This window comes from Mycoplasma sp. 332 (genome assembly GCF_052378275.1).
Taxonomy (GTDB): domain Bacteria; phylum Bacillota_I; class Bacilli_A; order Mycoplasmatales; family Metamycoplasmataceae; genus Metamycoplasma.
This window is the reverse complement of record NZ_CP198998.1, coordinates 340,265-363,438: the sequence shown is the minus strand read 5'-3', so window position 1 is coordinate 363,438 and position 23,174 is coordinate 340,265. Positions and strand designations below refer to the sequence as shown.

The window sequence follows — 23,174 nt, the reverse complement described above, 5'->3', positions numbered from 1 at the left end:
GAATTTTTATGAAATATTTAATCGGAAATTTTAAGATGAATAAAACTTTTTTAGATGTCGAATCTTATATCGATGCTCTTGATTATCTCATAGATGAAAATAAAGCCAAATTAAATAACATTAAGATTGGCATTGCCCCTTCATTTGATAGCACATATATAGCTTATAATAATCCTCAGCGTAGTTATTTATTTGGATTGCAAAATATATTCCATGAATTAAATGGTGCTTATACTGGTGAAGTATCGCTTAATGTGGCAATTGAAGCAAATGTTGATTTTGTAATTATCGGACATAGTGAAAGAAGATTATTATTTAGCGAAACTGATGAATTAATCAACCAAAAAATATTGCATCTTAAAAAAACTAATATTAAAACTATATTATGTATCGGGGAATCGATAAACGAATTCGAAACTGGCCGTACGTTTGATGTTTTACAAAAGCAAATCCAAAGCGCCCTAAAAGGCATTAGTGATTATAATAATTTAATTATTTCATATGAGCCTGTTTATTGTATTGGCAATGGAATTATTCCAAAGGTCGAACATGTCCAAAATGTTGTAAATTTTATTCACAATGAATTAGATAAAAATGTTCCTGTTTTATATGGTGGCTCTGTTTGCTTTAATAGTATAGAAAGATTGGAACAAGTAAAGAATTTGAGCGGATATCTTGTTGGAAAGGGTTCGCTAAATGCAAATGACTTTGTATCGCTAGCATTAAAAATTAAATAAAATAACGACTTTTAGCATATAAATTTTATTTTCTTTTACTTAGAGCCATAAATTATGAAGCAAGACAATTTTAAGAAGCACAACTATTTATAAAATTAAAAAATGAAATTTAAAAAAATTAAAATTCAACTTATTTTAAGTTGTTTTTTAATTTTAATGATGTATGAATCTCTTATAATATAAAGACATAAACTTATAAAAAATATGTTATTAAAATTGATTACTATTAAAAATATTTAGGAAATATTATAATTTTTTTCTCGTGCTCTATACAATATAAGTGCATATATAAATTATTGTATTAATATAAAAAACATTGATTTTAGTCATAAAAAGCATAATGTTATATATGTCTTGATGAAATATTTTATAAAGGAATAATTATGATGAAAAGAAAAAAACTAGTGTTGGCATTGTGTTTAACATTGTCAGCTAGCTTAGTTATTGCTGGAGCAACAGCAATAACTTATACGTCGATTAAAAAAAGCAATCAAATAAGGCTTCAAAGAGATTTATTGATTGCCGAAAAAACAAAACTTGTTAATCAAAAGCAAGCGCAATTAGAATCTGCAAAAGATAAGTTAACAAAAGCGCAAGATAAACAAAAAGAATTGAGTAAGAAAATTAGCGATATTGAAAGAAATATTAAAAATATTCAATCTTCAAATCAAGATATCCAAGATAAGATAGACCAAGCTAGTTTAAATTTAGTTAGCAAGGAAGCAGAACTTAGCACTTCTAATAGTGCTTTAGAGATGGCGAGGACTAAGTTAGAAGATGCTAAACAAGAACAGAAAAAAATTCAATCTGATTTTAATAGCGCCAAAAAACTTTTTGATGAAAAATTAGAAAAATTTAATTTAAAAACAGCGCAATTAGAAGAAGCTAATAAGTTATTAAAAGAAGCAAAAACAAAGAAAGAATTAGCACAGAAGCAATTGGAAGATGCCAAAATTTTAAGTCAACAAAAATCAGGGGAATTAATTCAAAAGGAACATTCCTTACCACAATTAATGCAAGCTATTCAAGATGCTACTGATGAGAAGAAAAATGCTTCGGATAAGGCAAGTAAGGTTTCTACTGAGTATGAATCAAAAAAGAAGGATCTAGATAGCATAACAAGCGAATTAGATCAATTAAAAACGCAGCAAAATCAACTTTCTGATGAATATATGTTGGCTAAGCAAAAATTAGATGGATTATCAGAAGCAGTTACAAATAATGAAAAACGCATTGAAGAAGCTGCTAAAAAAATCCAAGAAACTGACAATACGATTATTCTAAAAACAGAAGAGGTAAAAAATTTATCTAATGATATAGAAAAAATTAGAGAACCTCACAACATTGTTTTAATGCAACTAGATGAAGCAAAAAAACACTTGTCGATAAGTAATGAAGATTTAAAACAAAAGACAGAATCATTTAACAATGCTAATCAAGCCTTGCTAGAAGCACAACAAGAATTACAAAATGCTAAACAAGAGATAGTTGATGCAAAACAAAATCTAGATCAAAAAACAATAGAATTAGCCCAAAACGAAGAAGAAAAAAATAGACTTGAAAAAGAAAAAGAAGTTCTTGAAAATAATCAAAGAGATTTACGCCAAAAATTTGATGATCTCCAAATGCAAGAGCGAGAGGCGCAAGTTGAATTTGAAGAAAAGAAAGATGAGTTAGAACAAGTTTTAAAAGAATATGCACAAGTGGCTCAACAATTTGAACAAGCACAACAAAAAGTTGCCGAAATAGAGCAGCAAAGATTGGAAGCCTTGAAGAAAATAGAAGATGCTACAAATGCACCGCAAACTAAACCAGTTGAAATTCAAGAATTAAAAAATAAAATAACCGAAATACAGCGTTCATTAGAAGAAATTAAGAATAAACAAAAGCAAGACCAAAAAATATCGGATGATGCAAAGCAAAAATTTCCACAATTAGATGCTAAATACCAGTCTAAACTGCAAGAAAAAACCGAGATTGAAGAACAATTGGCAGAAAAAAGAAATAATGAGAACGAAGCTAAAAGCGAACTAGATCAAAGAATTTTAGAATTAAGCCAAAAAGAAACTGCTAAGAGTGAAGCAATGCAAGCAAAGCAGGAAGCTGAGCAAAACAAAGATACATTAGCTCAGGAAATTCTAGTTTTAGAAGACGAATTAGTTCAATTAGAAGCTAAAATTACTAGTGCAAATACTGAATATGAAAAAGCCGAAAAAGAAGCCCAAGAGGCTAAAGTGGAATTTAATAAGGTAGAAAAAGAGAAAGATAGACTTTTTGAAAAAGTTATAGATTTAACAAATAAATTAAATGCAAAAAAAATTGATTTTGCTGAGTTTTCAAAAGCCGATAAAGAAGCTCATAATTATCTTAAAAACATGTTTAATCCCGCAAAGGCTAAATTAAGCAATAAAGAGCGAGAAAGAAATAATAAAAAGACTAACAAGGTTAATTTAGAAAAACAAAAAGTCAAAACACAGGAATCTGTTAATACTAAAAAACAAGAACTAGAAAATGCTAAAGCACAAATAGCAGAGAAGGACGAATTATTAAGACGTCTAGAAGCTGAATTAGAAAGCTATAACAACGCCAAAAGTGAGGCAAGTGCTAAGTATAATTCTGTTTTAGATACTTTGAAAACTACAGAAGAGAAAGCTAGAGTCATTTTTGCTGAAACAAATACACTTCAAGCGGAAGTTGAAGCTCTATTAAAGACTCAAAATGATGCTGATACAGCTATTGAACAAGCCAAAAATGAAATTGATGCTAAAAATGAAGAAATAGAGCAAACTAATAAACTAATCAAGCAAGCTGAAAAAGATTTAGCTGATGCAAATGAAAATAAAGCAAAAGCGCAACAAACCTTGGATGAAGCTAATCTTAAGAAAACAGAAGCCGAAGCTGAAAAAGCCAAAATTGAACCAGAATTTAAATCAAAATCAGAAGAAAAGGCTCAAAAAGAGGAAGCATCTAGTGTAGCCGAAGGCGCTTATCAACAAATTAAGCAACAAAAGGATAGCTATTTCGAAAGATTAGAAGAATTAACAACTGAGATTGCTCAAACAAAAAGTAATATAAACCTACAAAAAAATATTATTTCCAAAGCTAAAGAAGTGCTTGAAGCAGCAAAAACTAGAAATGAAGAATCCACAAAAAGAGAAACTAGTGCATTAACTGATTTAGCTCAAAAAACAAAAGAATTTGAGGAAAAACAACTAGCTAAAAATGAATCTGAAAAAAATAATCAAGACTTAGTTCAAAAGAAAAATGAAGCCCAGAAAACCTTTGATGAATCTGATCATAATTTCCAACAAAAAACAAGAAACTTGGAGCAAGCGACAAATGATTTAAAAACTGCGCAACAAGAAAATGAGGAAGCTAAAAAAGAAAAACAAGCTGCGGAGACTGATTTAGAAATTGCTAAAACTGATCTTTCTAACAAAAGAATGCAAGCACAAGAAAATGCAAGTAGAGCCAAAATGAAATTAGATGAAAAGACTAAGGAAGTTGATTCAAAAATCGAGGAAGTAAATCAAGTTAAAAGCATTGAATCTAAGGCAAAGGAAGCTAAAGATATTGCTGACCAAAAACATAATGAAGCAATTCAAAAATTTAATGATGCTAATAGTAATTTAAGTAATACAAATAAACAAATAAAAGAAATAAAAGAGGCCATAGCAAAAGCTAGCGAAACAATTGCCAACGCACCCCAAGAAATTGAAAATATAAGTAAAAACATTTCCCAACAAGAAAAAAATATTCAAGAAAAGCAAAATGCTGTAAATGTTGCATTGCAAGAAAAACAAGCCGTTCAATTTCCTAAGGAAATGAAGGAAAAACTGCTAGATTATGCAAATAAAAAAATAGAGAAACAACAAAATGATGTTGAATCTAAAACAAATTTAATAACTGAAATAAATAAAGAATTAGAAGATATTAAAAATCAAAAAGCAGAAGCCGAATCAAAAATCAATAATTTTGGTACTAAAATTCAGCAAGAACTAAAAAATAAAGAATTAGCACAAAAAGAATTAGATAAACTTACTAGTGAAGTTAGTCAAAAAATTCAGGATGTCGCAGAAAAAAACCGAGAGTCTAGAAGCTGCTAAACAAGATTTACTAAAAGCCACCCAAACAAGATAAAAAATATTTTTAAGTAAAACAACCAATTTCATTTAGGAGTTTCTTGTTTTACTTTTTTATTTATCTTAATATATGACATGTTAAAACATGCAAAATAAGAAAAAATACAAAATAAAACAAAAAATAGATAAGGCGATAATTAAATAATTTATTAGCACTAATCCTAAAAAAAGCGCAAGAAAAGCATAAAAAATGAGTATAAAGTACCATTTATTATCTGTTTTTTAGTATATGTCTTACTATATATATATATATATTGTTTTGATTAAAAACCGATATTAGGCTAGTTTATTTTATATTAAATAATTTATATATATACATTAAAATAAAGCATTTTTTATAGGTGGTATTGTAATGAAAAAAAAGAAAATTACCTTAGCATTGTGTTTATCATTATCGTCTGCTTTAGTTGTGGCAGCTGGTTCTGTTTTTGTTTATAGTATAAGCAAAAAACAAGATAGCTCTAATTTGCAATCTTTAAATAAAAAGGTTATTGAGCAGAAGGAAAGAGAATTATCTCTTGCTAAAAACATGCTGTTAAAGCTAAAAAATAAGAAAAAAATATTAAACAAAAAAATTAATGAAATAAATAAAAATATCGAAAATTTTGAGGCTTTAAATGCGGAATCTCAGGATAAATTAAAGCAAATAGAAAATGAGACTATAAAAAAAGAAAAAGAAGTTTTAGAACATAGTCGGATTTTAGAAGAAATAAAAAAACAACTAGATAATCTAAAATCGCAGCACGAAAAAACCATATCGGATTTTAAAAAAGCAGAACAAGTTTTTGAAGAAAAAGCTAAGAAATTAGCATTAAAAACTAAGGAATTAGAGGAAGCTAAAAAGGACTTAGAGCAAACTAAGAATCAAAACAAGTTACTTCAAGAAGAGTTAAGCAGATTACAAGCTGATGTCCAAACAAAAATTAATGATTTAGAGTCACAAAAGCGTATAAAAGATAGCGCCAATCAAGTCATACAAACAGTAAAAGAAAATATAAAACAAGTCACTGAAGAACAAGACAAGGCCAACAAAAATCTTTCAGGAAAACAGCAAGAACTAGCAGCTTTAAAAGATGAGCTTGAAAAATTAAAGAAAAAACAAAAAGAAGCTCAATTAAATTATCAAGAAGTAGAAAATAAAATAGATTCTCTAAGCAAACAAATAAGCGATGCTGAAGCACTTATAGAGCAATTAACAAAAGAACTAGAAAAAAAGTCTAGTGAGGCAAGCATTAAACAAGAAGCAGTCAATGTTGCAACAAATGAATTGCAAGCTGCATTAGAAAAACAAAAAGAAGCTATACAAAAATTAGAAGAAGCAAAGAAAAATTCACAACAAAGTGCAAATGAATTAGAACAAAAAGCTAAGAATTTAGATATGGCTAAGAAATCATTGGATATTGCATTAGAAAATCAACAAAAAGCCAAAGATGAATTTGAAAGTGCAAAAGCAAATGCTAAGTTAAAAGAATCTGATTTGACTCAAAAAAACAAAGAAAAACAAACAATTCAAGAAGAAATACAAGAAGCTAACCAAGAAAAAGATAGGCTGCAAAAGGAGGTTGATAGGCTAGCTGAAGAAGAAAATAAAGCAAGTGTTGAATTGGAAAATAAAAAAGATTCTTTAGAAGAAATCAATAAACAACATGCACAATTAAGCGAAAAAATACAGCAAGAAGAATTAAAAAATCAGCAAATTAAGCAACAAGAAGAACAAAAGCAGGAGCAATTAACTAACACCATTAAAAATATACAAGACAAAGAAGCAGAAAGAAAGACAAACAATTCTGAATTAGCACAAGCTCAAGCGGAACTAGAAAAAGAAAAGCAAAACTTAATGGAAGTTGAAAATTCAAAGCGCAAAATTGAATCAGAATTAGAGCAGGCTTCAAAAAATGTTGATACTATAACACAAGAAAAATCAACGCTTGAGGCCGAATTACAAACCGCAAAAGAAAAAGCCAAAACCGCAAAAGATGATTTAGATAATAAAACTGAAGAATTAAAATCGAAACAAAAAGTAAAAGAAGACGCCGATAAAGTTAAGAAAGAAGCCGAATCTAAAAAATCCAATATTGATAAAAAATATCGTGAATCGCTCGATGAACATCAAAGATTATATTTTGAGATAAACCGTAAAACACATGAACTAAATCAAATAGAAGTTGAAATAAAAGAATTAGAACTAGAAATTTATGATGCAGATGATGAATATGAACGAGATCATTTAGAGAGCCGACTAGAATCAAAAAAACAACAAGCAGCTTACCTTGAAAATGAATTGGAAAAACTCAAAAAGCAAGAAGAAGCCGCTAAAAAGGCCTTAGATGATAATGAAAAAGCCAAAGAACAAGCGACCCAAGAATTAGTCCAAAAAGAAGAATTATTTAAAAAAGCAGAAGAAGAGTGGCAAGAAGCCAAATCATCAAAAGAGCAAGCAGATAAAGATTATAAACAAGCTAATGAAGAAAAAACAACTAAAGAAGCACAAGTTTCGCAAAAAGAATCGCAATTAAGTGAGTTTCAAAAAACTAAAGAAGAATTAACAAATAAAAACAATGAAGTTAATGCTTCATTTAAAAGTGCTACAAGTAAGGTTCAAGATTTCGAATCTAAAATACAAACATTAGAAGAAAATGATCAAAAAATACAGCAAAATATTGAACAAGAAACACAAAAGAAACAAAAAATTCAAGAAGAAATAGAAAGTCTCAATCAGCAAAAAACTAATTCGCAACAACAACTAAAAAAACTAAAAGAATTACTTGCACAAAAAACAAAGGAAATGGCTGAGGCAGACCGTGCTAAAAATGATGCTCAAACAATATTTGATGCTGTAAAAAACCAAAAGCAAAATGTTGATGGTCAATTATCTTCCATTTCAACAACAATTGCACAAAAAACTAGTGATTTAAATCAAAAATCAAATGAAATTTCTGAAGCAATGCAAGCATTAGAAGCGGCAAAAACTAAAAGTGAACAAGCTAAGAAAAAACATGATGATGCAAATGCAAAAGTGGAACAAAATAGAAGCAATGTGCAAACGAATCAACAAGAAGTAGATGCAGCAAAGCAAAAAAATCAACAAAGCCTTACAACTGAAAGCAATATTCAAAATAAACTAAGTAATTTAGAAGAAGAAATTAAGCAAAAAAGAGAATCATTAGAACAAAAAACCAATGAATTAGATGATGTTAAACAAAAAATGGCAGCTGTAGCACAAAAGAAAAAAGATGCAGAAATGCTACTGCAAAAATTACTAGAAGATAAAAAACAAGCTGAAGAACTAAGGAAAGAAAAAAGAGAAAAATTAACTCAAGAAAATGATACAGTTACCCAAAAAATAAAAGATGTTAAACAAAAAGATGATGAATTTAAGGAAGCTAAAGAAGCAAAGGCTGCTATTGATAATAAATTGCTCGAACTAGAAAATGAACTAATGAATAGAATGAAAGAATTAAAAAAAGCTAATGATGAAATTCCTCTCTTAAATGAGTTAATCAAAAAAGCTAAGGAAGATATTTCAAAAGTTCAACATCAAATTGAAGAGCAAAATAAGAACATTAGTTTACAAAAAAAGAACATTGAAGCTAAAACAAATAATAAAAATCTTCTTTTGCAAGAAACACAAGCATCGCAGTTTTCAAAAGAAATTATTAAAAAGCAATTAGATGAGGAGTCTAAAAATATTGCTAACTATGAAAAACAACAAAAAGAAAAAGAAAATTCCTTATCGATATTAGCACAGAAATTAAAAGACCTTAATAATCAAAAAACAAAGAATGAAAAAAACATAGATCAAATGGTTAATTCGATTAAGCAATTATCAAAAATCAAGGATGAGACACACCAAGAGTTAAATAAAATTAATAAGGAAGTTAATAAGAAGAATCAAGAAGTTTTGCAAATAACAAATAAGTTGGATGAATTAAAAAAAGATTTGAATAAATTAAAAAGATAGCAATTTTTTTTTAAAACATGATAAAAGAGGCGGCATATAGCCTCTTTTTATCATTATTTCATAATGATACATAAACACTGGTAGCAAGTTTGCAAAAAAAAAAAAAAAAATGTTAATATTTTCTTGAAAAATCTTGGGCATTTTACAAAAGCTAATTTTATCAAAGAGAGGTATAAGAAATTATGAATAAAAATGTAGAAGAAAACAAAGTAAAAAGAAAAAAACGTAATGTTATTTTATTAACATCAGCTTTATTGGCAGCATCAATTACAACCGGAGCTATTGCAGCCTTTTATCTTACAAACAAAAATAAGCATGATAAAAAAAGCCTTTTGGCTTTGGAAATAAAAGACCAGAAAATTACTGCAAACTCAGCGATCTTTCATTTAAAAAATATTGATAAAAATGATGACACTAATCGTTCTTTTTCAGTTTTATTTTATGCTAAAAAAACTCCTTATAATGTGCAAAGAAAGACTCATGTTATTAATAAAGAAGAAAAATCTATGTCATTTGGGATTAATAATGAAAAACCTTTATATCCAGATACTGATTATGAGTTTCAGATGATTTATAATGGTGAAACAGTTTTAATTCATCACTTTAAAACTTTGAAGCTAGAGGAAAAAGACAAGCAGGCAGAACTTGATAAAGCAAATAAAGATCTAGAAGAAGCTAAAAAAGCTAGAGAAAAGGCATCACAAGATCTAGAGCAAGCTAAGAAAAATGCTTTATTAAAAAATAATGATGTTATTTCTAAAACCAAAGAGCTAAGTGAAGCAAATAAAAAACTAGAAGAAGCCAAAAAATCTAAAGATGAATTGGAAAAACAATTACAAAGTATTAAGGAAAAAATTAAGGAATTTGAAAAACAAAAAAAAGCAGCCGAACAAAATAAGCTACTAACAAATAATAATGTAATTTCCACCACTAAAGAAGTTGAGCGTTTAACCAAAGAACTTGGAGAAGCAAAAAAAGCCCTAGAAGAGGCAAAAAATAAAAAAGATAAGGCTAATTCAGATCATGATAGCGTTAATAAAGATGCTATTCTAAAATCTGATGATTTAGCTAAAAAAGCCAAAGAGTTAGATGAAGCAAAAAAAGCATTGCAAGATGCGATAAATGCCCAAAACAGTGCTAATTCTGAATTTGAACAACAAGAGGAAAATATCAATAAAAAAATTAAGGATCTTAATTCAAAAACAGGTGAATATAATAGTGCATTAAGGGCTAAAAATGAATCTGAAAAAGAAATAAATCGTATGCAAAATGAAGTTGCAGAGATAAATAGAATTCTTAATACTCTTGATACTGACAAAACCCGAATCAATAATGAGTTAAACAACGCTAAGCAACAATTAGCTTTAGCAAATCAAAAACTTGCAGATATACAAAAAGAAGCAAATGATGCTAGACAAAAAGCTGAAGACCTTACCAACGAAAATATAAGACTAAATAACGAAGTACAACAAGCTAATGAATTAGAAAAAGAGAATATTAATGATATAGCTCGTATTTCTAAAGATTTGCAAGATGCAAATTCTGAATTGTCAAAGGTAAAAGAAACTCAAAGCAATATTGCTGAACAAATAAAAAAATCCAATTTTGATTATGAGCAAAAACAACAAAATTTAAATCAAAAAACCAAGGAATTAGAAGAAGCTAAAAAATCATTAGCACAAGCCACATCTGAAAACCGAGAAATTGAGTCTCAGCTAGAAGAGGCAATAAGAAACACTAAGCAAAAAAATGATGATTTAGTGCAGAAAAACAAAGCAAAAACCGATGCAGAAAATGATAGAAATAAATTTCAAAAAGAGCTTGATAGCGCATCAAAAAATGAGACTGATAAAGACCAATATGCTAATCAATTGAATAATGAGTATGAAATATTAAAGCAAGAACTAAAAAGGCTTCAAGGTCTAAAGGATAGCGCAGCAAGCGAAGTCGAAAGAAGAAATAGAGATCTTGAAAAAACAATTATAGATTTAGCACAAAAGCAAAAAGATATTGACCAAGCTAATAGGATGAAAGTAGAGCAAGAGGGCATTAAAGAAAATCATAATAAAAAACTTAATGAATTGAATCATGCTTATGAAAATTTAAAAACAATAATTGGTTTTGAAGATGATAAGCGTAACGAAGAAGAAAAAGAACTGGAAAAGATATTAAGAAATAAGAAATCATTGGAAGATAAAAAACAAAAGGCATATCAAGCTTATTTGCAAAAAAAGGCTGACGCAGAGCAAAAGGCAAAAGATTGAAATAATTCAAAAAGAGGTAGAGATGAATATTTTATTAGGCAACATAAAGAATCTCTATATAATGAAGCTTTAAGAGAAGAACAAGAAGCTAAAAGAAAATGGTTGGATGCTGAAGGCGAATATGATAAGCAAGAGAATAATGAAAATGCTATTCATAATAAAATTGCTGAAATTAATAAAAATATTAGTATTTCGACTAGTTCTCTCAAGAAATATGAAGACCAGATAAATCAGCAACAACATCTAATAGGGGAAGCTTCGCGAAAAATTTCAGAAATTGAAGCTGATATTACCAAGAAAACAAATGATAAAAGGATGCTAGAAGAATCTAAATCTAACAATGAGCAGCTAAAATCTCAATCTGAACAGAAACAAAATACAGCAATAAAGTCCGTAAAGGATAAGGAAGAAGTAATTAAACAAAAACTTAGTCAATTAGAAGTTGCACGTGTTGAGGCAGAACAAGCACGCCAGGCTAAAAAAGATGCAGAGCATCGATTGCAAGAAGCTAAACAAGAACATGATGATAAAGATAAGCAACTTCAGAGCACTCAAAAATTATTGCAAGAAGCTAAAAACAAAGAGTCTTTCTTACAAGAAAAATTAAATGAATTAAAACAAAAGGTTAATAATGAGACAACTTTAGTATCTCAAAAGCAAGGCGCTGTTGATGATGCTAATATGCAAATCCAAAAAACGCTAAAAAGCAAGACAGATTTGGAAAAGAAATTGCAAAGTGCGAATGAAGAAGCTAGCATGAAACAAGAAGATGTCAATAAAAAAACAAAGGATTTAGATGATGCAAATGCTAAGCATCAAGAGTCGCAAGAAAATCATCAAGCGTTAATTCAAAAACAAACCGATATTCATAATAAATTGCAAGAGGCACTTAATAATATAACTCTGGCTAATCAAAAGTACCAACAAGAACTTGAAAACACAAATAATAAAAGTAAAGAAGTTGCTGATAAAAATAATGAATTAAAAAATAATGCTAAATTGATTGAACAAGCATCGCAAAATAAGGCGAAAACAGAGCAAGATCTTATAAATTTAAATACTAATTTAGAAGAAAAAAAGAAAGAATTGGAAGATAAAAATAATAGTTTAAGTGAATTAAATCAAGCAATACTTCATGCTAATAGCCTTAAGGACAATGCTAAAAATAAGGTTAATTTAGCTAATCAAGATGTAAAAAATAAAACTGATTTATTAGCTCAGAAGCAATTAGATTATGAAAATGCTGAGAAATCAAATAATGATTCTTTACTTGAAAAGAACAATATTCAAGGCCAAATAAAAGATGTTGATAAAGACTTTGAAAATAAAACTCATGATTTGTATCAAAAGCAAAAACAACTAGACAAAGCGATTTTAGATAATGAAGAAGCAATCCAAAAAAATAAGGAAGCAGATTCTATGATTAACACAACGAATAATAATCTTCAGAATGCTTTATTAGAGGATTTAAAATTAAATAAGAAGATTTCCCAATCAAATAAGGAAATTAAACAAAAAGAATCTATTTCAAATAGTAAAATCGAAGAACTTGATAGGGCTAAAAAAGAGGCTTCAAAAGCTAATGGATTGCTAGAATCTCTTAATATGAAACATTAATAATCATATATTTTTAGGTGGTGTAGTAAATTTTGTTTAAATTTATCTCCTGCTTACTTTTTTAGTAAGAGATTTGAGAATAACAATCACACAAATCTAAATTTATTATGCAAAAAACAACCAAACAACATGACAAAATTGGATAAATTTTCTTCCAAATATGTTGTTTGGTTATTTTAATTATTTAATTTTCTTTTTCAAAAATAATTTGTAATTAATTAAAAGCAGGTCCTCAATTAGGAATAACTGCTGTTGTATTTATGAATAGTAATAAAATACTTGCTAATGTCTATAAAATTTTGTTGTATTTCTTAACAATATCACCTTAACTTAGATAAAATTTTTATATAATTCAAACAAAATTATAGTTTTTTACTTCCCACAACATAAGTGAACAAGATAAGAAATTTAATTATAGTTTTTGCAAAAAAACCGCAAAGAAAGGACTAATATGGAACCAAAAATCACGTCATTAACTCAATGTTTATTAGATATACTTAAAGATAATAATAAGTATTATTCTTCTGAACAAAATAAGCTTTTATTAGGTAATATTTTTGCTGCAGTTAATAATCATGATAGCGATCTTTTGGAAATTCTTTATTCTAATGAATTAATACGCAAAAATTTCTTTGTTAAGGTTAAAGACATATGAATTTTTAATGACAAAAAATTCATAGATTTTATCAACCTAAAAGACTTTATGCCTGATAGTTTTACTTCTTTTAAAAATCGCATTGGCCTAGTTGATAACAATGGACACTTTCTTGACGAAAGCAACGATGTTGTACTTTCATTCCCCTTCAAAGATTGTGTTTTAGTTGGCAATCAAGACAAAGACGACCAGAAATGTAGTGAAGTTATGCTCAATGAAACTCTTGGGCTTGATGATATTAACAGACTTCTTGATCCTAAATCCCTAGTTAATGCAAAACGTTATAGCTCACAAGGAGTTGAACAAAACATATTATTTAATAAAAAAGATAATCTTATCATTAAAGGAAATAATCTTATAGCATTAAGCTCTATATTAAAGAGATATGAAGGAAAAGTTAAATGTATCTATATCGATCCACCTTACAACACTGGCAATGATTCATTTAATTACAATGATAAATTCAACAATTCAACATGACTTGTATTTATGAAGAACAGATTAGAGCTAGCCAAAAAATTATTAAGGGATGATGGAAGTATTTTTATAAGTATAGACGAAAATATGAAGTCATATTTAGATATTTTGATTAGAAGTTTGGGATTTGATTATTTTAAAGAGTTAATATGAGAAAGCGGAAAACCTTTTGGGTATAAAGCGACTAGCACTATATGGCCTCGCGTTCATGAAACAATCTACCATTTTTGTAAGGTGCGTAGTAAAATTTTTTATAAACCTACCTATACATTTGAATTATCAAGTTCAGGTTCTAAAATAATGACTTCAAGCATTATAAAAGCAAAGGAAAATGGGATTTATTCAATGGATTGGGTCGTAGGAGCAAAACAAAGTGTAGGTTTTGGTGCGGGTCAAAAACCTGAAGAATTGATAAAAAAACTCCTTGATGCTACTACAAATGAGGGTGATATTATTCTAGATTTCTTTCTTGGTTCAGGAACAACCGCTGCTGTAGCACATAAAATGAATCGACAATATATTGGTATTGAGCAAATGGATTATATTGAAGACATCACACTAGCAAGGCTTAAAAAAGTTATTGATGGTGAACAAGGCGGAATATCTCAGTTAGTAGGCTGACAGGGAGGCGGTTCATTTGTGTACTGCGAATTAGCCCAAAATACACAAAAATGAGTGGATTTGGTAAAAAAAGCAACTGAATACAACATTGTTGATGTTAAAGACCAAATACTAAATTCTAATGACTTCATTCCTTATTTAAGTAAAGCAGAAATTGAATCTAGCTTAAGTACTTTTGATTCACTTAGTCTTGATGAGAAAAAAGCTCGTCTTATTTCAATAATTAACAAAAACAAATTGTATGTAAATTATTCTCAAATAGATGATGAGTCATATGGAATTAGTGAAGCTGACAAACAATTTAGTAAATCATTTTATGAGGCAGAGAATGAATAATAATTTAGCTGATAAATTAAAAAATATATTAGATTATTTTCCACCTAAAGACCTTGATACATTTATTGTAAATGGACTAAATCCTAAAATTAAATTGAGAGATTACCAAACTAGAGCAATTCAGTCATTTATTTTGTATTATCTTGATGAAGGTAATACAAAATTACGTACTCAAGATAAAATACACAACCTATTCCAAATGGCAACAGGGAGTGGAAAGACAGTAATAATGGCTGCTTTAATTCTGTTTTTATATCAACAAGGTTATAGAAACTTTATTTTCTTTGTATCACAAACCAATATTCTTGAGAAAACTAAAGAAAACTTTGCAAATCCAGCAAGTTCAAAATATTTATTTGCTTCGCCTTTAAAATGCTTCAATAAAACAATAAAAATCAATATTGTTGATAATTTTCAAGCTTCAAACATTGATAAAGACTCAATTAATATATGCTTTACAACCATTCAAAAATTACATAATGACATTATTAGTCCACGCGAAAATGCTATGAGTGAATATGATTTTAGCAATCATAAAGTAGTATTTATTAGCGATGAATCTCATCATCTAAATGCAAGCACAAAAGCCAAAAGTAAAGTACAAAAACCCGAGATATTTGAAGAACCTTCTTGGGAAAACACTGTAATTAGTTTATATAATAAACATCCCGAATCGCTTCTACTTGAATTTAGCGCAACTGTAGGTCTTAATCATGAAGATATTAACAAAAAATACATTGATAAGCTAGTTTTTGACTATCCACTCAAAACTTTTAGAGACGAAAAATGAACCAAAAACTTTCAAAACATTAGTTCTGAGACAACATATTGACAAAGATCGCTTATAGCATTAATTATTAGTGAATATCGTCATATGCTTTTTAATGATTTAGGCTTAGAAATAAAACCTGTGGTTTTGTTTAAGTCAAAAACCATTGTAGAAAGTAAGAAGTTTTTTGAAGAGTTCAAGCAAAAAATTCAAAAACTAAGCATTGAAGACATATTGGCTCTTGAAACTATTGATATTCCAATTATGAAGCAAAGTCTTAGTTACTTTAAAAATTTAGGACATCAAGACTATCAATTATTAGTTAATCTACTCAAAGAAAGTTTTCGTGAGCAAACACTAGTCATTATTAACTCATCCACTGAAAGTGCAATTGATGCACAAATGCAAGTGTTGCTCAATACGTTAGAAGATAAAGACAATGTCTTGCGAGGTATTTTTGTAGTTGATCAACTAAATGAGGGTTGAGATGTACTTAACCTTTTTGACATTGTTAGACTACATGATGAACGTCAAGAAAATACACGTGTAAAAACCAACAAGTATACAATTAAAGAAGCTCAATTAATTGGACGTGGAGCCCGTTATTGTCCTTTTGTGTATAACAATGATGAACAAAATCGAAACAAACGAAAATTCGATGCAGACTTAGGCAATAAATACCGTGTTCTCGAAACTCTTTATTATCACTGTAAACATGATTCACGCTATATTAATGACCTTCAAAATACACTTAAACAAACTGGTCTTATTGATGCTGATGAGGGTAAAGTAGTCAAAATTAAACTCAAAGAAGAATTTAAAAATTCAGAGTTTTTTCAAAATGCTTTAGTTTGAACTAACAAAAGAGTTCCAAAACAAAATAGTATGCCAAGCGAGCAAGATAAAGTTAATTTTACTAAAACTATTGATTTTAAAGTTAAACAAATTAAGGCTAATGAGGAAAAACTTTTTGATTTAGACACACAATCAGATAATGAAATAGAAGAACTTAAAATTGTTTATCATCTTAATCTTGAAGAAGTTGAATATCACATTCTTGAGGGCTGTGCGCTTTATTTTGAAACACTGAAGTTTGATTTTCTAAAATCTAAGTTTTCTAATCTTAAATCACTTCAAGAATTTTTAACTTCATCTGATTATCTAGGTTCAAATGTTAAAATCAACTTCTGGTCTAATAGCTCTAAAGCAAAAATAAGTGGAAGAGATATTTTTAGTGCTGTTATGGATGCATTTAAACAAATTGAAAATTATCTTTATTCACTCAAAGATGCAAGTGTAGGTGAAAAAGTTCTACGTCCTAAATATCTTAAAGATGTTATTGAAGATAAATTAATATATGTTGCTAATGTTGAGGATGAAGACGGAAATGGTAACCCTCAAAGTAAAGCAAGCGAAAAACTTAGAATGGATCTTAGTTCTAAAAAATGATATGTTTTTAATGAAAATTATGGAACAAGTGAAGAAAAAGAATTTGTCAAATGATTTAGTGATAACTATGCAAAGCGACTCGAAAACAAAAATATTGAATTTTATTTAGTTAGAAATGAACGTTTTAGTGATCTTGCACTTTATGATTTTGATAGTGGTGATCGTTTTGAACCTGATTTTCTTCTTTATTTCAAAACCAATAAAATAAGTTCGCAAGTATTTGTTGAACCTAAAGGTACACATCTAATCGAACATGATAATTGGAAAGCGAATTTATTGAGCTTGATAAACAGTGACATCAATCTTATGCCAAATAATGGTAATTGAAGAGTTATTGGTATGCCTTTTTTCAATAAATTAAAAACCACCGAATTTAGTCAAAAATTTGATGATTTTATTGAAAGTCTATAGCACTCGTGCTTTAAAATGCTATCGTAGATAATTTTGTGTAGAGATCACTAAATAGCAAATATTTAACAGAAGATTTTTACACCAAATTATCTACAGTACCACCAAACAACATATTTGGAAGAAAAATTCTCCAATTTTGTCATGTTGTTTGGTTGTTTTTTGCATAATAAATTTAGATTTTCGTAATTGCTAATCTCAAATCTTTTACTAAAAAAAGTAAGCCAGAGATAAATTTACACAAAATTTCTATACTACCTTCAAAATAAGTTTGAGACTGATTTATACAAAATTATCCACAGTATCCAAATTTAATTTATTTAGCAAATCATTTTTTGGCAATTTGTATATCGCTGTCTTGAATTTTATTTTCATGATTAAGACTGATATATCTTATTAATGCTTCAAACTCGACAAATATTTCTTGATACTTGCTTGGAATTATATCAAGATCTAAAAGATAGGCAACATTATCAAAACCTTCATCATTTTTTATACCAATTTTAACTAAACCGTGATATTCTATATCATTAATTACAACGTTTGTAATATAAATTCCTGATTTAATTTTTTTGATATTTTCAGGATATTTAAAATGAAATTTCTCAAAATTAGTAATAAAAGCATATTTTTCAATAAGCAGATTATTTATTGCCGAAATGTTGCCTTCATCAATTAATTCATTTATTAATGTTGAGGAAATTTTTCTTTTATTAATCTTTCGTTCGTTTGCTGTATAGACTTCAAAATTTTTTTTAAGGTAATTAACATCGCCACTTCTACGAAAGCCAAAATAAAAATCATTACCGCATACAACATATTTAACGTTATTATTTTTTAAATTATTGCAAAAGTCATAATGTGAAACATTCATTGTATCTTCATTAACATCAACTAAAAATACGAAATCGAATCCTAAATTAAATAATGTATATAGTCTTGTTTGGACTTGAAAGGCCTTGTTTTCATGTATTTTCGACTTTTTATATGGTTGGTTAAATAGCATAATTGCTAATTTGTAATTTGCCCCTGAATTTTTTAGGTCCTTTGCAATTTTGATTAATTCATAGTGTCCTAGATGAAGAGTTTCAAAACTGCCTAAAACCATAATTAAGTCATTATTTATTTCAAAAATTTGTTTAAAATTTCATTCAAAAATTTTCATATTAATAATTTTACTTTAATTAATAATTTTAAAAATAAATAAAAATTTTACGATTACTCGTAAAATCCTTTTTCTTTTAGTTTGAAATATGGTCCATCTTCAGTAACAGGTAAACATATTTCATTAGCAACATCTTTAGTGGTATCTTCTCCATTTCCCATAGCTATTCCTAAACCAACTAGTTTTAGCATCTCAATGTCATTTTCAGAATCACCAAATGCAACCATTTCACTTGGCTTAATATCCAACAGTTTGCCCAATACTTCTAGACCCACGGCCTTGGTAATGCCTTTAGCTGAAAGAAATATTCCCCCAGGTCATGTTGCTAAAACTCACATATTCATATTATGGTGCTCGAATAAAATATTAAGTTGCTTAGCTCAATATTCGGGATTATTTGTGCTAACAGTGATTAGATAGTTTTTATCATTTTTTGTTTCGAATTCTTTTTCTGATATAAATTTATCTTTATAAGGTAGATAGAATCAGTGATTTAGATTAAATAAATCATTATAATAGCCCCATTTATATCCTACAAATGAAAATGGTATCTTTCTTTCATTAGCAAATAATCTGAACTTTACAAAATCATTATAATCAATAGTTTGTTCAAATATGTATTCATTAGTTTTTAAATCTAAAATAAATGTTCCATTTGCACCAATAAAATAATCAACATATGGATTATGTATTTGTTTTCCGACTGTAAAAATATCACGTCCTGAACAAAGCACATTAATATAACCTGCATCTTTTAATTTGCGAAACATTTCTTTCATTCTTAGAGAAAGTTCATCTATGCCAAATGGTAGCAATGTACCGTCTATATCAAACACAACCATCTTGTACTTGTTATTCATTTTAACCTCTTAACTAGGCAATGAAAATATACGGTTGAATAAAACCTTGTCGAAGGTTATGAAACCGTTATTTATTTGTCCTCAACCAATTATTTGATTATTAAATGTAAAAAGGCCTTTTCCGTTAAAGTTTTTAAATCTATCGAAAAAAACCGATTTTGACTTTATTAATTTCACTTCAAAATGTGTAAGTGTATATAATTTTACTCTAAAAAGAGAGTTTATGTTATTGATTTGCTCAAAATCGAGACTTTCATTTAATTTGATATTTCCAATTTTCTCTCGCTTTAAAATATTTACAACAGCATCCGTTTCAAGATATGTTCCAATATCATGAATTAATGACCTTATGTAAGTTCCTTTTGATACTTTTGTCCTAATGATGAATGATTGTTTTTGATAGTTAAAATCTATTAACTCCAAGTTGTGTATTTTAATATTACATTCTGCTAATGAAAAATCTATGTTTTTTCTAGCTAAATCATAACTTCTTTGTCCATTTATTTTTTTGGCCGAAAAAACTGGAGGAATTTGTTTGGTTTGATTTTTAAAATGTTTTAGCGCATTTTCTAATTGTTCCTTGGTAATCATTTTTTTATTTTTTAAAAAAATAACTTCTTCACCTTCATCATAACTTTTAGAAGAGCAATGAAGTGAAGCTTCAACAAAATACTGTTTTGTATCATTAATAAGTCATGGCAAAACTTTTGTATCATCATCACTAGCAACTATTAAAAGACCTTGGGCTAACGGATCAAGAGTACCGCTATGACCAATCTTTTTAATATTATGTTCTTTTGCAAATTTTTTAATTGCAAAAAAACTTGATTCTCCTCTTTTTTTATTAATCTTAAAAAACATTTTTCCTCAATGTAATTTATTATATCATTTTTAAATTATTTAATCAATTGAAGGGGTTATTGATGAGATAACTGAATATCAAAAGCTTTATCTTCTTAGTTTTTAAATTAAGTGTTGGATTTATGTATTAACGAAGATTACCATATTTATCATGAGACAAGTTTTACTTGATTTGCTAGTTAAAAAATATCTCTTTATTTTATAAAAAACACTAATTTACTAATTTATAAAAGTGTATAAAATAAAAATAGGTGTTTTGAATCATATTTCAAAAAATTATAATATATGCTACTTTTTTTATTAAATAACAAAAAAATTATATATAATAATATAGCATTAAATAAGTAAGCCGTTTTAGCTCAGTTGGCAGAGCAACTGACTTGTAATCAGTAGGTCGTAGGTTCAAGTCCTATAAACGGCACCATATATGCGCGAGTGGTGAAATTGGCAGACACGTTAGTTTTAGGCACTAATGCTTCCGGCGTGAGGGTTCAAGTCCCTCCTCGCGCACCATATCATTAAATATGTTGTTTAGAAAGGTTATAAATGCCTTTCTTTTTTTATTTTAAATTTTATAATGAAAAAATAATTAATATAATTCAAATTGCGCGCTAAACTTAATATGTTATGAGGAAAATAAAATTATTTGAAATGTTTTCAGGCATTGGCAGCCAATATAAAGCTCTTAAGAATTTAGAGCATAAATTGAATTTTAAAGCAGTTAGTTTGGGTGCTTGTGATTTTTATATTGATGCAATTATTTCATATATGATAATTCATTGCGGTAATCGTAATTACTTTTTTTTATAGTTAAAAATCTTATTATGTTGGTTTATTTGTTATGCACCTAAATTAGTGGATAACAAAAAAAGCATAAAAAAATGCCGTGAAGGCATTTTTTATTGGTGATTTACAAATGGTGGAGAATGAGGGGCTCGAACCCACGACCCTCGCCTTGTAAGGGCGATGCTCTCCCAACTGAGCTAATTCTCCAAATGGTGACCCTAGCGGGACTCGAACCCACGCATGTATGGATGAAAACCATATGTGTTAACCACTTCACCATAGGGCCATACTGGCGCCGACTATTGGGATTGAACCAACGACCAACTGGTTAACAGCCAGCTGCTCTACCGCTGAGCTAAGTCGGCACTCATATAAGTAAATGCTTAATTATTATAACCTAAAAAAATATTTCTTAATAAAAATTTTTAATTTATTTATATAAGCACCATCATATCTCGTATTATCGGCAATTATGGTGCTGGTTAGAGGTATCGAACCCCCGACCCACTGATTACGAATCAGTTGCTCTACCATCTGAGCTAAACCAGCATGTAAATTATTTTAGCAAATTTTAGTAAAAAAGTAATTTTCTAAATTATTAATTATTCATTTGTTAATTTTAAAAAATATAAACTTGTCGCTTTTTATTAAAAAAATACTTTTTTCAAAAAATAGTTTATAAAAATAGTAAAATTTGGTTGATAGTGGGAGGAAGTGGAAATGTATGGTAAATACGAGCGAAGCTTAGATGACAAGTTAAGAGTTGTCATTCCGCCTAAAATACTTAATGATTTAGGAAAGGAATTTTTTATCACAATTGGTTTTGACAAACAATTAGTTTTGAGAGATAAGGTTGAGTTTGAAAAACTAAAATCTAAACTTGAGGATAATAATTTGCTTAATAGAGATTTGAGAGAATTAAGTAGATTTATCTTTGCAAATACAGAATTAGTTGTGCCAGATAAGTCAAATCGTATTATTATTCCGAAACATTTAGCTTTTAAAACCACTATCAAAAAGGATGTTGTCTTCATCGGATCAGGAAACACCTGTGAACTTTTTGCAAAAGAAGTTTATGATGCAAAAGAAAGATATTTCGAAGATGAAATCGACATTAATAATCTAGCTCAGAAATTATTTGAACAAGGGGTTAAATTATAGAAAAACATATTCCTGTTTTGCTAAATGAAGTAGTTAGTTCATTAGACATTAAGCCAAATGGGATTTATCTTGATTTAACTTTAGGAAGAGCTGGACATAGTGTTGAAATTTTAAAAAAAATAAAAGATAACGGGAGACTTATTTGCTTTGATAAAGATATTGAAGCAATACGTGATTCCGAACAAAAATTAAAATTAGTGAGTGACCTTTTTATATTAGTTAAGAGTGATTTTAGATTCTTGAAAGAAGAATTAGCGAAACTTAATATTGAAAAAGTTGATGGAATCTTAGTTGATCTAGGTGTATCTAGTCCACAACTAGATGATGCTAGAAGAGGTTTTTCATATTCACAGGATACAAAACTGGATATGAGAATGGATTTGGATGCAGAACTTAATGCACATATAATAGTCAATGAGTGAGAAGAAGATAAAATTGCACAAATTTTATACGATTATGGTGATGTAAAGCTAGCAAGAATAGTTGCGAAATCAATTGTTAAAAATAGACCAATTAGTACTTCTTTTGAATTAAATGAAATTATTAAAAAAGCATTACCAGCCAAAATTGTTAGACAAAAGAATCCATCGAAAGCTGTATTTCAAGCTTTAAGGATTGCGGTTAATGATGAATTAAATGCATTAGATGATTTGCTAAATCAGGTTATAGATTTATTAAATGTTAACGGCAAGTTAGCTATTATAACCTTTCATAGCAAGGAAGATGCAAAAGTCAAAAGATTCTTTCAAAATTTAAATTATGTAGATCCTAAATTAAAAAGATTGCCAGTTCAGACTGAATTAAAGTGAAAACAAAAAATTATTTTTCCTTCTCAAAGCGAATTTGAGAATAATAAAAGATCACGTAGCGCAAAAATGAGAGTGATAACAAAAATAGGTTAATTT

The 23,174-nt window shown here is 28.4% G+C and carries 12 protein-coding genes and 6 tRNA genes; 11 read left to right on the top strand and 7 right to left on the bottom strand.

What is annotated here, in order from left to right; genetic code table 4:
• Nucleotides 1-8: 8 nt before the first annotated feature.
• The 6 genes from tpiA to ACT1UH_RS01505 all read left to right on the top strand — a co-directional run bounded on the left by tpiA (nt 9) and on the right by ACT1UH_RS01505 (nt 17,439).
• Nucleotides 9-737 carry a triose-phosphate isomerase gene (gene tpiA / locus ACT1UH_RS01530; RefSeq protein WP_444705158.1) on the top strand — a complete coding sequence of 243 codons (729 nt, stop codon included), beginning with the start codon at nt 9-11 and terminating at the stop codon, nt 735-737.
• Between the two features lie 383 nt (nt 738-1,120).
• The gene (locus ACT1UH_RS01525) at nt 1,121-4,843 is read left to right on the top strand and encodes a hypothetical protein (RefSeq protein WP_444705157.1); all 3,723 of its coding nucleotides are present in this window, start codon (nt 1,121-1,123) and stop codon (nt 4,841-4,843) included.
• A gap of 388 nt (nt 4,844-5,231) precedes the next feature.
• A complete protein-coding gene (locus ACT1UH_RS01520) occupies nt 5,232-8,840 on the top strand; it encodes a hypothetical protein (RefSeq protein WP_444705156.1) in 3,609 nt (1,202 codons plus the stop codon).
• 182 nt (nt 8,841-9,022) lie between these two features.
• Nucleotides 9,023-12,721, top strand: a complete 3,699-nt coding sequence (locus ACT1UH_RS01515; RefSeq protein WP_444705155.1) for a hypothetical protein — start codon at nt 9,023-9,025, stop codon at nt 12,719-12,721.
• Between the two features lie 451 nt (nt 12,722-13,172).
• Entirely contained in the window at nt 13,173-14,810 is a 1,638-nt protein-coding gene (locus ACT1UH_RS01510; RefSeq protein ID WP_444705154.1) for a DNA methyltransferase, read from the top strand.
• The gene (locus tag ACT1UH_RS01505) at nt 14,803-17,439 is read left to right on the top strand and encodes a DEAD/DEAH box helicase family protein (RefSeq protein ID WP_444705153.1); all 2,637 of its coding nucleotides are present in this window, start codon (nt 14,803-14,805) and stop codon (nt 17,437-17,439) included. The genes ACT1UH_RS01510 and ACT1UH_RS01505 overlap by 8 nt, the downstream gene beginning before the upstream one ends.
• A gap of 313 nt (nt 17,440-17,752) precedes the next feature.
• Here ACT1UH_RS01505 and ACT1UH_RS01500 read toward each other — a convergent pair whose 3' ends face one another.
• Genes ACT1UH_RS01500 through truB form a run of 3 tightly spaced genes read right to left on the bottom strand, consistent with a single transcriptional unit; the run spans nt 17,753 to nt 20,322 of the window.
• Nucleotides 17,753-18,601: an FAD synthase gene (locus tag ACT1UH_RS01500; RefSeq protein WP_444705152.1), complete on the bottom strand. Its 849-nt coding sequence runs from the start codon at nt 18,599-18,601 to the stop codon at nt 17,753-17,755.
• 53 nt (nt 18,602-18,654) lie between these two features.
• Nucleotides 18,655-19,461 (bottom strand): YcsE-related riboflavin metabolism phosphatase, encoded by an 807-nt coding sequence (locus tag ACT1UH_RS01495; protein ID WP_444705151.1) that lies wholly within the window; start codon nt 19,459-19,461, stop codon nt 18,655-18,657.
• A gap of 9 nt (nt 19,462-19,470) precedes the next feature.
• On the bottom strand, nt 19,471-20,322 hold the full coding sequence (gene truB, locus ACT1UH_RS01490; protein WP_444705150.1) for a tRNA pseudouridine(55) synthase TruB: 852 nt from the start codon (nt 20,320-20,322) through the stop codon (nt 19,471-19,473).
• Nucleotides 20,323-20,670: 348 nt separating this feature from the next.
• Here truB and ACT1UH_RS01485 point away from each other — a divergent pair.
• The 3 genes from ACT1UH_RS01485 (at nt 20,671) to ACT1UH_RS01475 (ending at nt 21,132) form a co-directional block, all read left to right on the top strand.
• Nucleotides 20,671-20,746 (top strand) — tRNA-Thr (locus tag ACT1UH_RS01485).
• 5 nt (nt 20,747-20,751) lie between these two features.
• Nucleotides 20,752-20,835, top strand: a tRNA-Leu gene (locus ACT1UH_RS01480).
• Between the two features lie 114 nt (nt 20,836-20,949).
• A complete protein-coding gene (locus ACT1UH_RS01475) occupies nt 20,950-21,132 on the top strand; it encodes a hypothetical protein (protein WP_444705149.1) in 183 nt (60 codons plus the stop codon).
• 107 nt (nt 21,133-21,239) lie between these two features.
• Here the strand turns inward: ACT1UH_RS01475 and ACT1UH_RS01470 are convergent.
• From ACT1UH_RS01470 to ACT1UH_RS01455, 4 genes are all read right to left on the bottom strand, one after another.
• Nucleotides 21,240-21,315: transfer RNA gene (locus tag ACT1UH_RS01470), tRNA-Val, on the bottom strand.
• Nucleotides 21,316-21,318: 3 nt separating this feature from the next.
• A tRNA-Glu gene (locus ACT1UH_RS01465) sits at nt 21,319-21,394 on the bottom strand.
• Nucleotides 21,395-21,398: 4 nt separating this feature from the next.
• Nucleotides 21,399-21,473: transfer RNA gene (locus ACT1UH_RS01460), tRNA-Asn, on the bottom strand.
• Nucleotides 21,474-21,581: 108 nt separating this feature from the next.
• A tRNA-Thr gene (locus ACT1UH_RS01455) sits at nt 21,582-21,657 on the bottom strand.
• A gap of 171 nt (nt 21,658-21,828) precedes the next feature.
• Here ACT1UH_RS01455 and ACT1UH_RS01450 point away from each other — a divergent pair.
• Entirely contained in the window at nt 21,829-22,269 is a 441-nt protein-coding gene (locus tag ACT1UH_RS01450) for a division/cell wall cluster transcriptional repressor MraZ (protein ID WP_438340860.1), read from the top strand.
• Nucleotides 22,263-23,171, top strand: a complete 909-nt coding sequence (rsmH, locus tag ACT1UH_RS01445) for a 16S rRNA (cytosine(1402)-N(4))-methyltransferase RsmH (RefSeq protein WP_444705177.1) — start codon at nt 22,263-22,265, stop codon at nt 23,169-23,171. The genes ACT1UH_RS01450 and rsmH overlap by 7 nt, the downstream gene beginning before the upstream one ends.
• Nucleotides 23,172-23,174 lie beyond the last annotated feature (3 nt).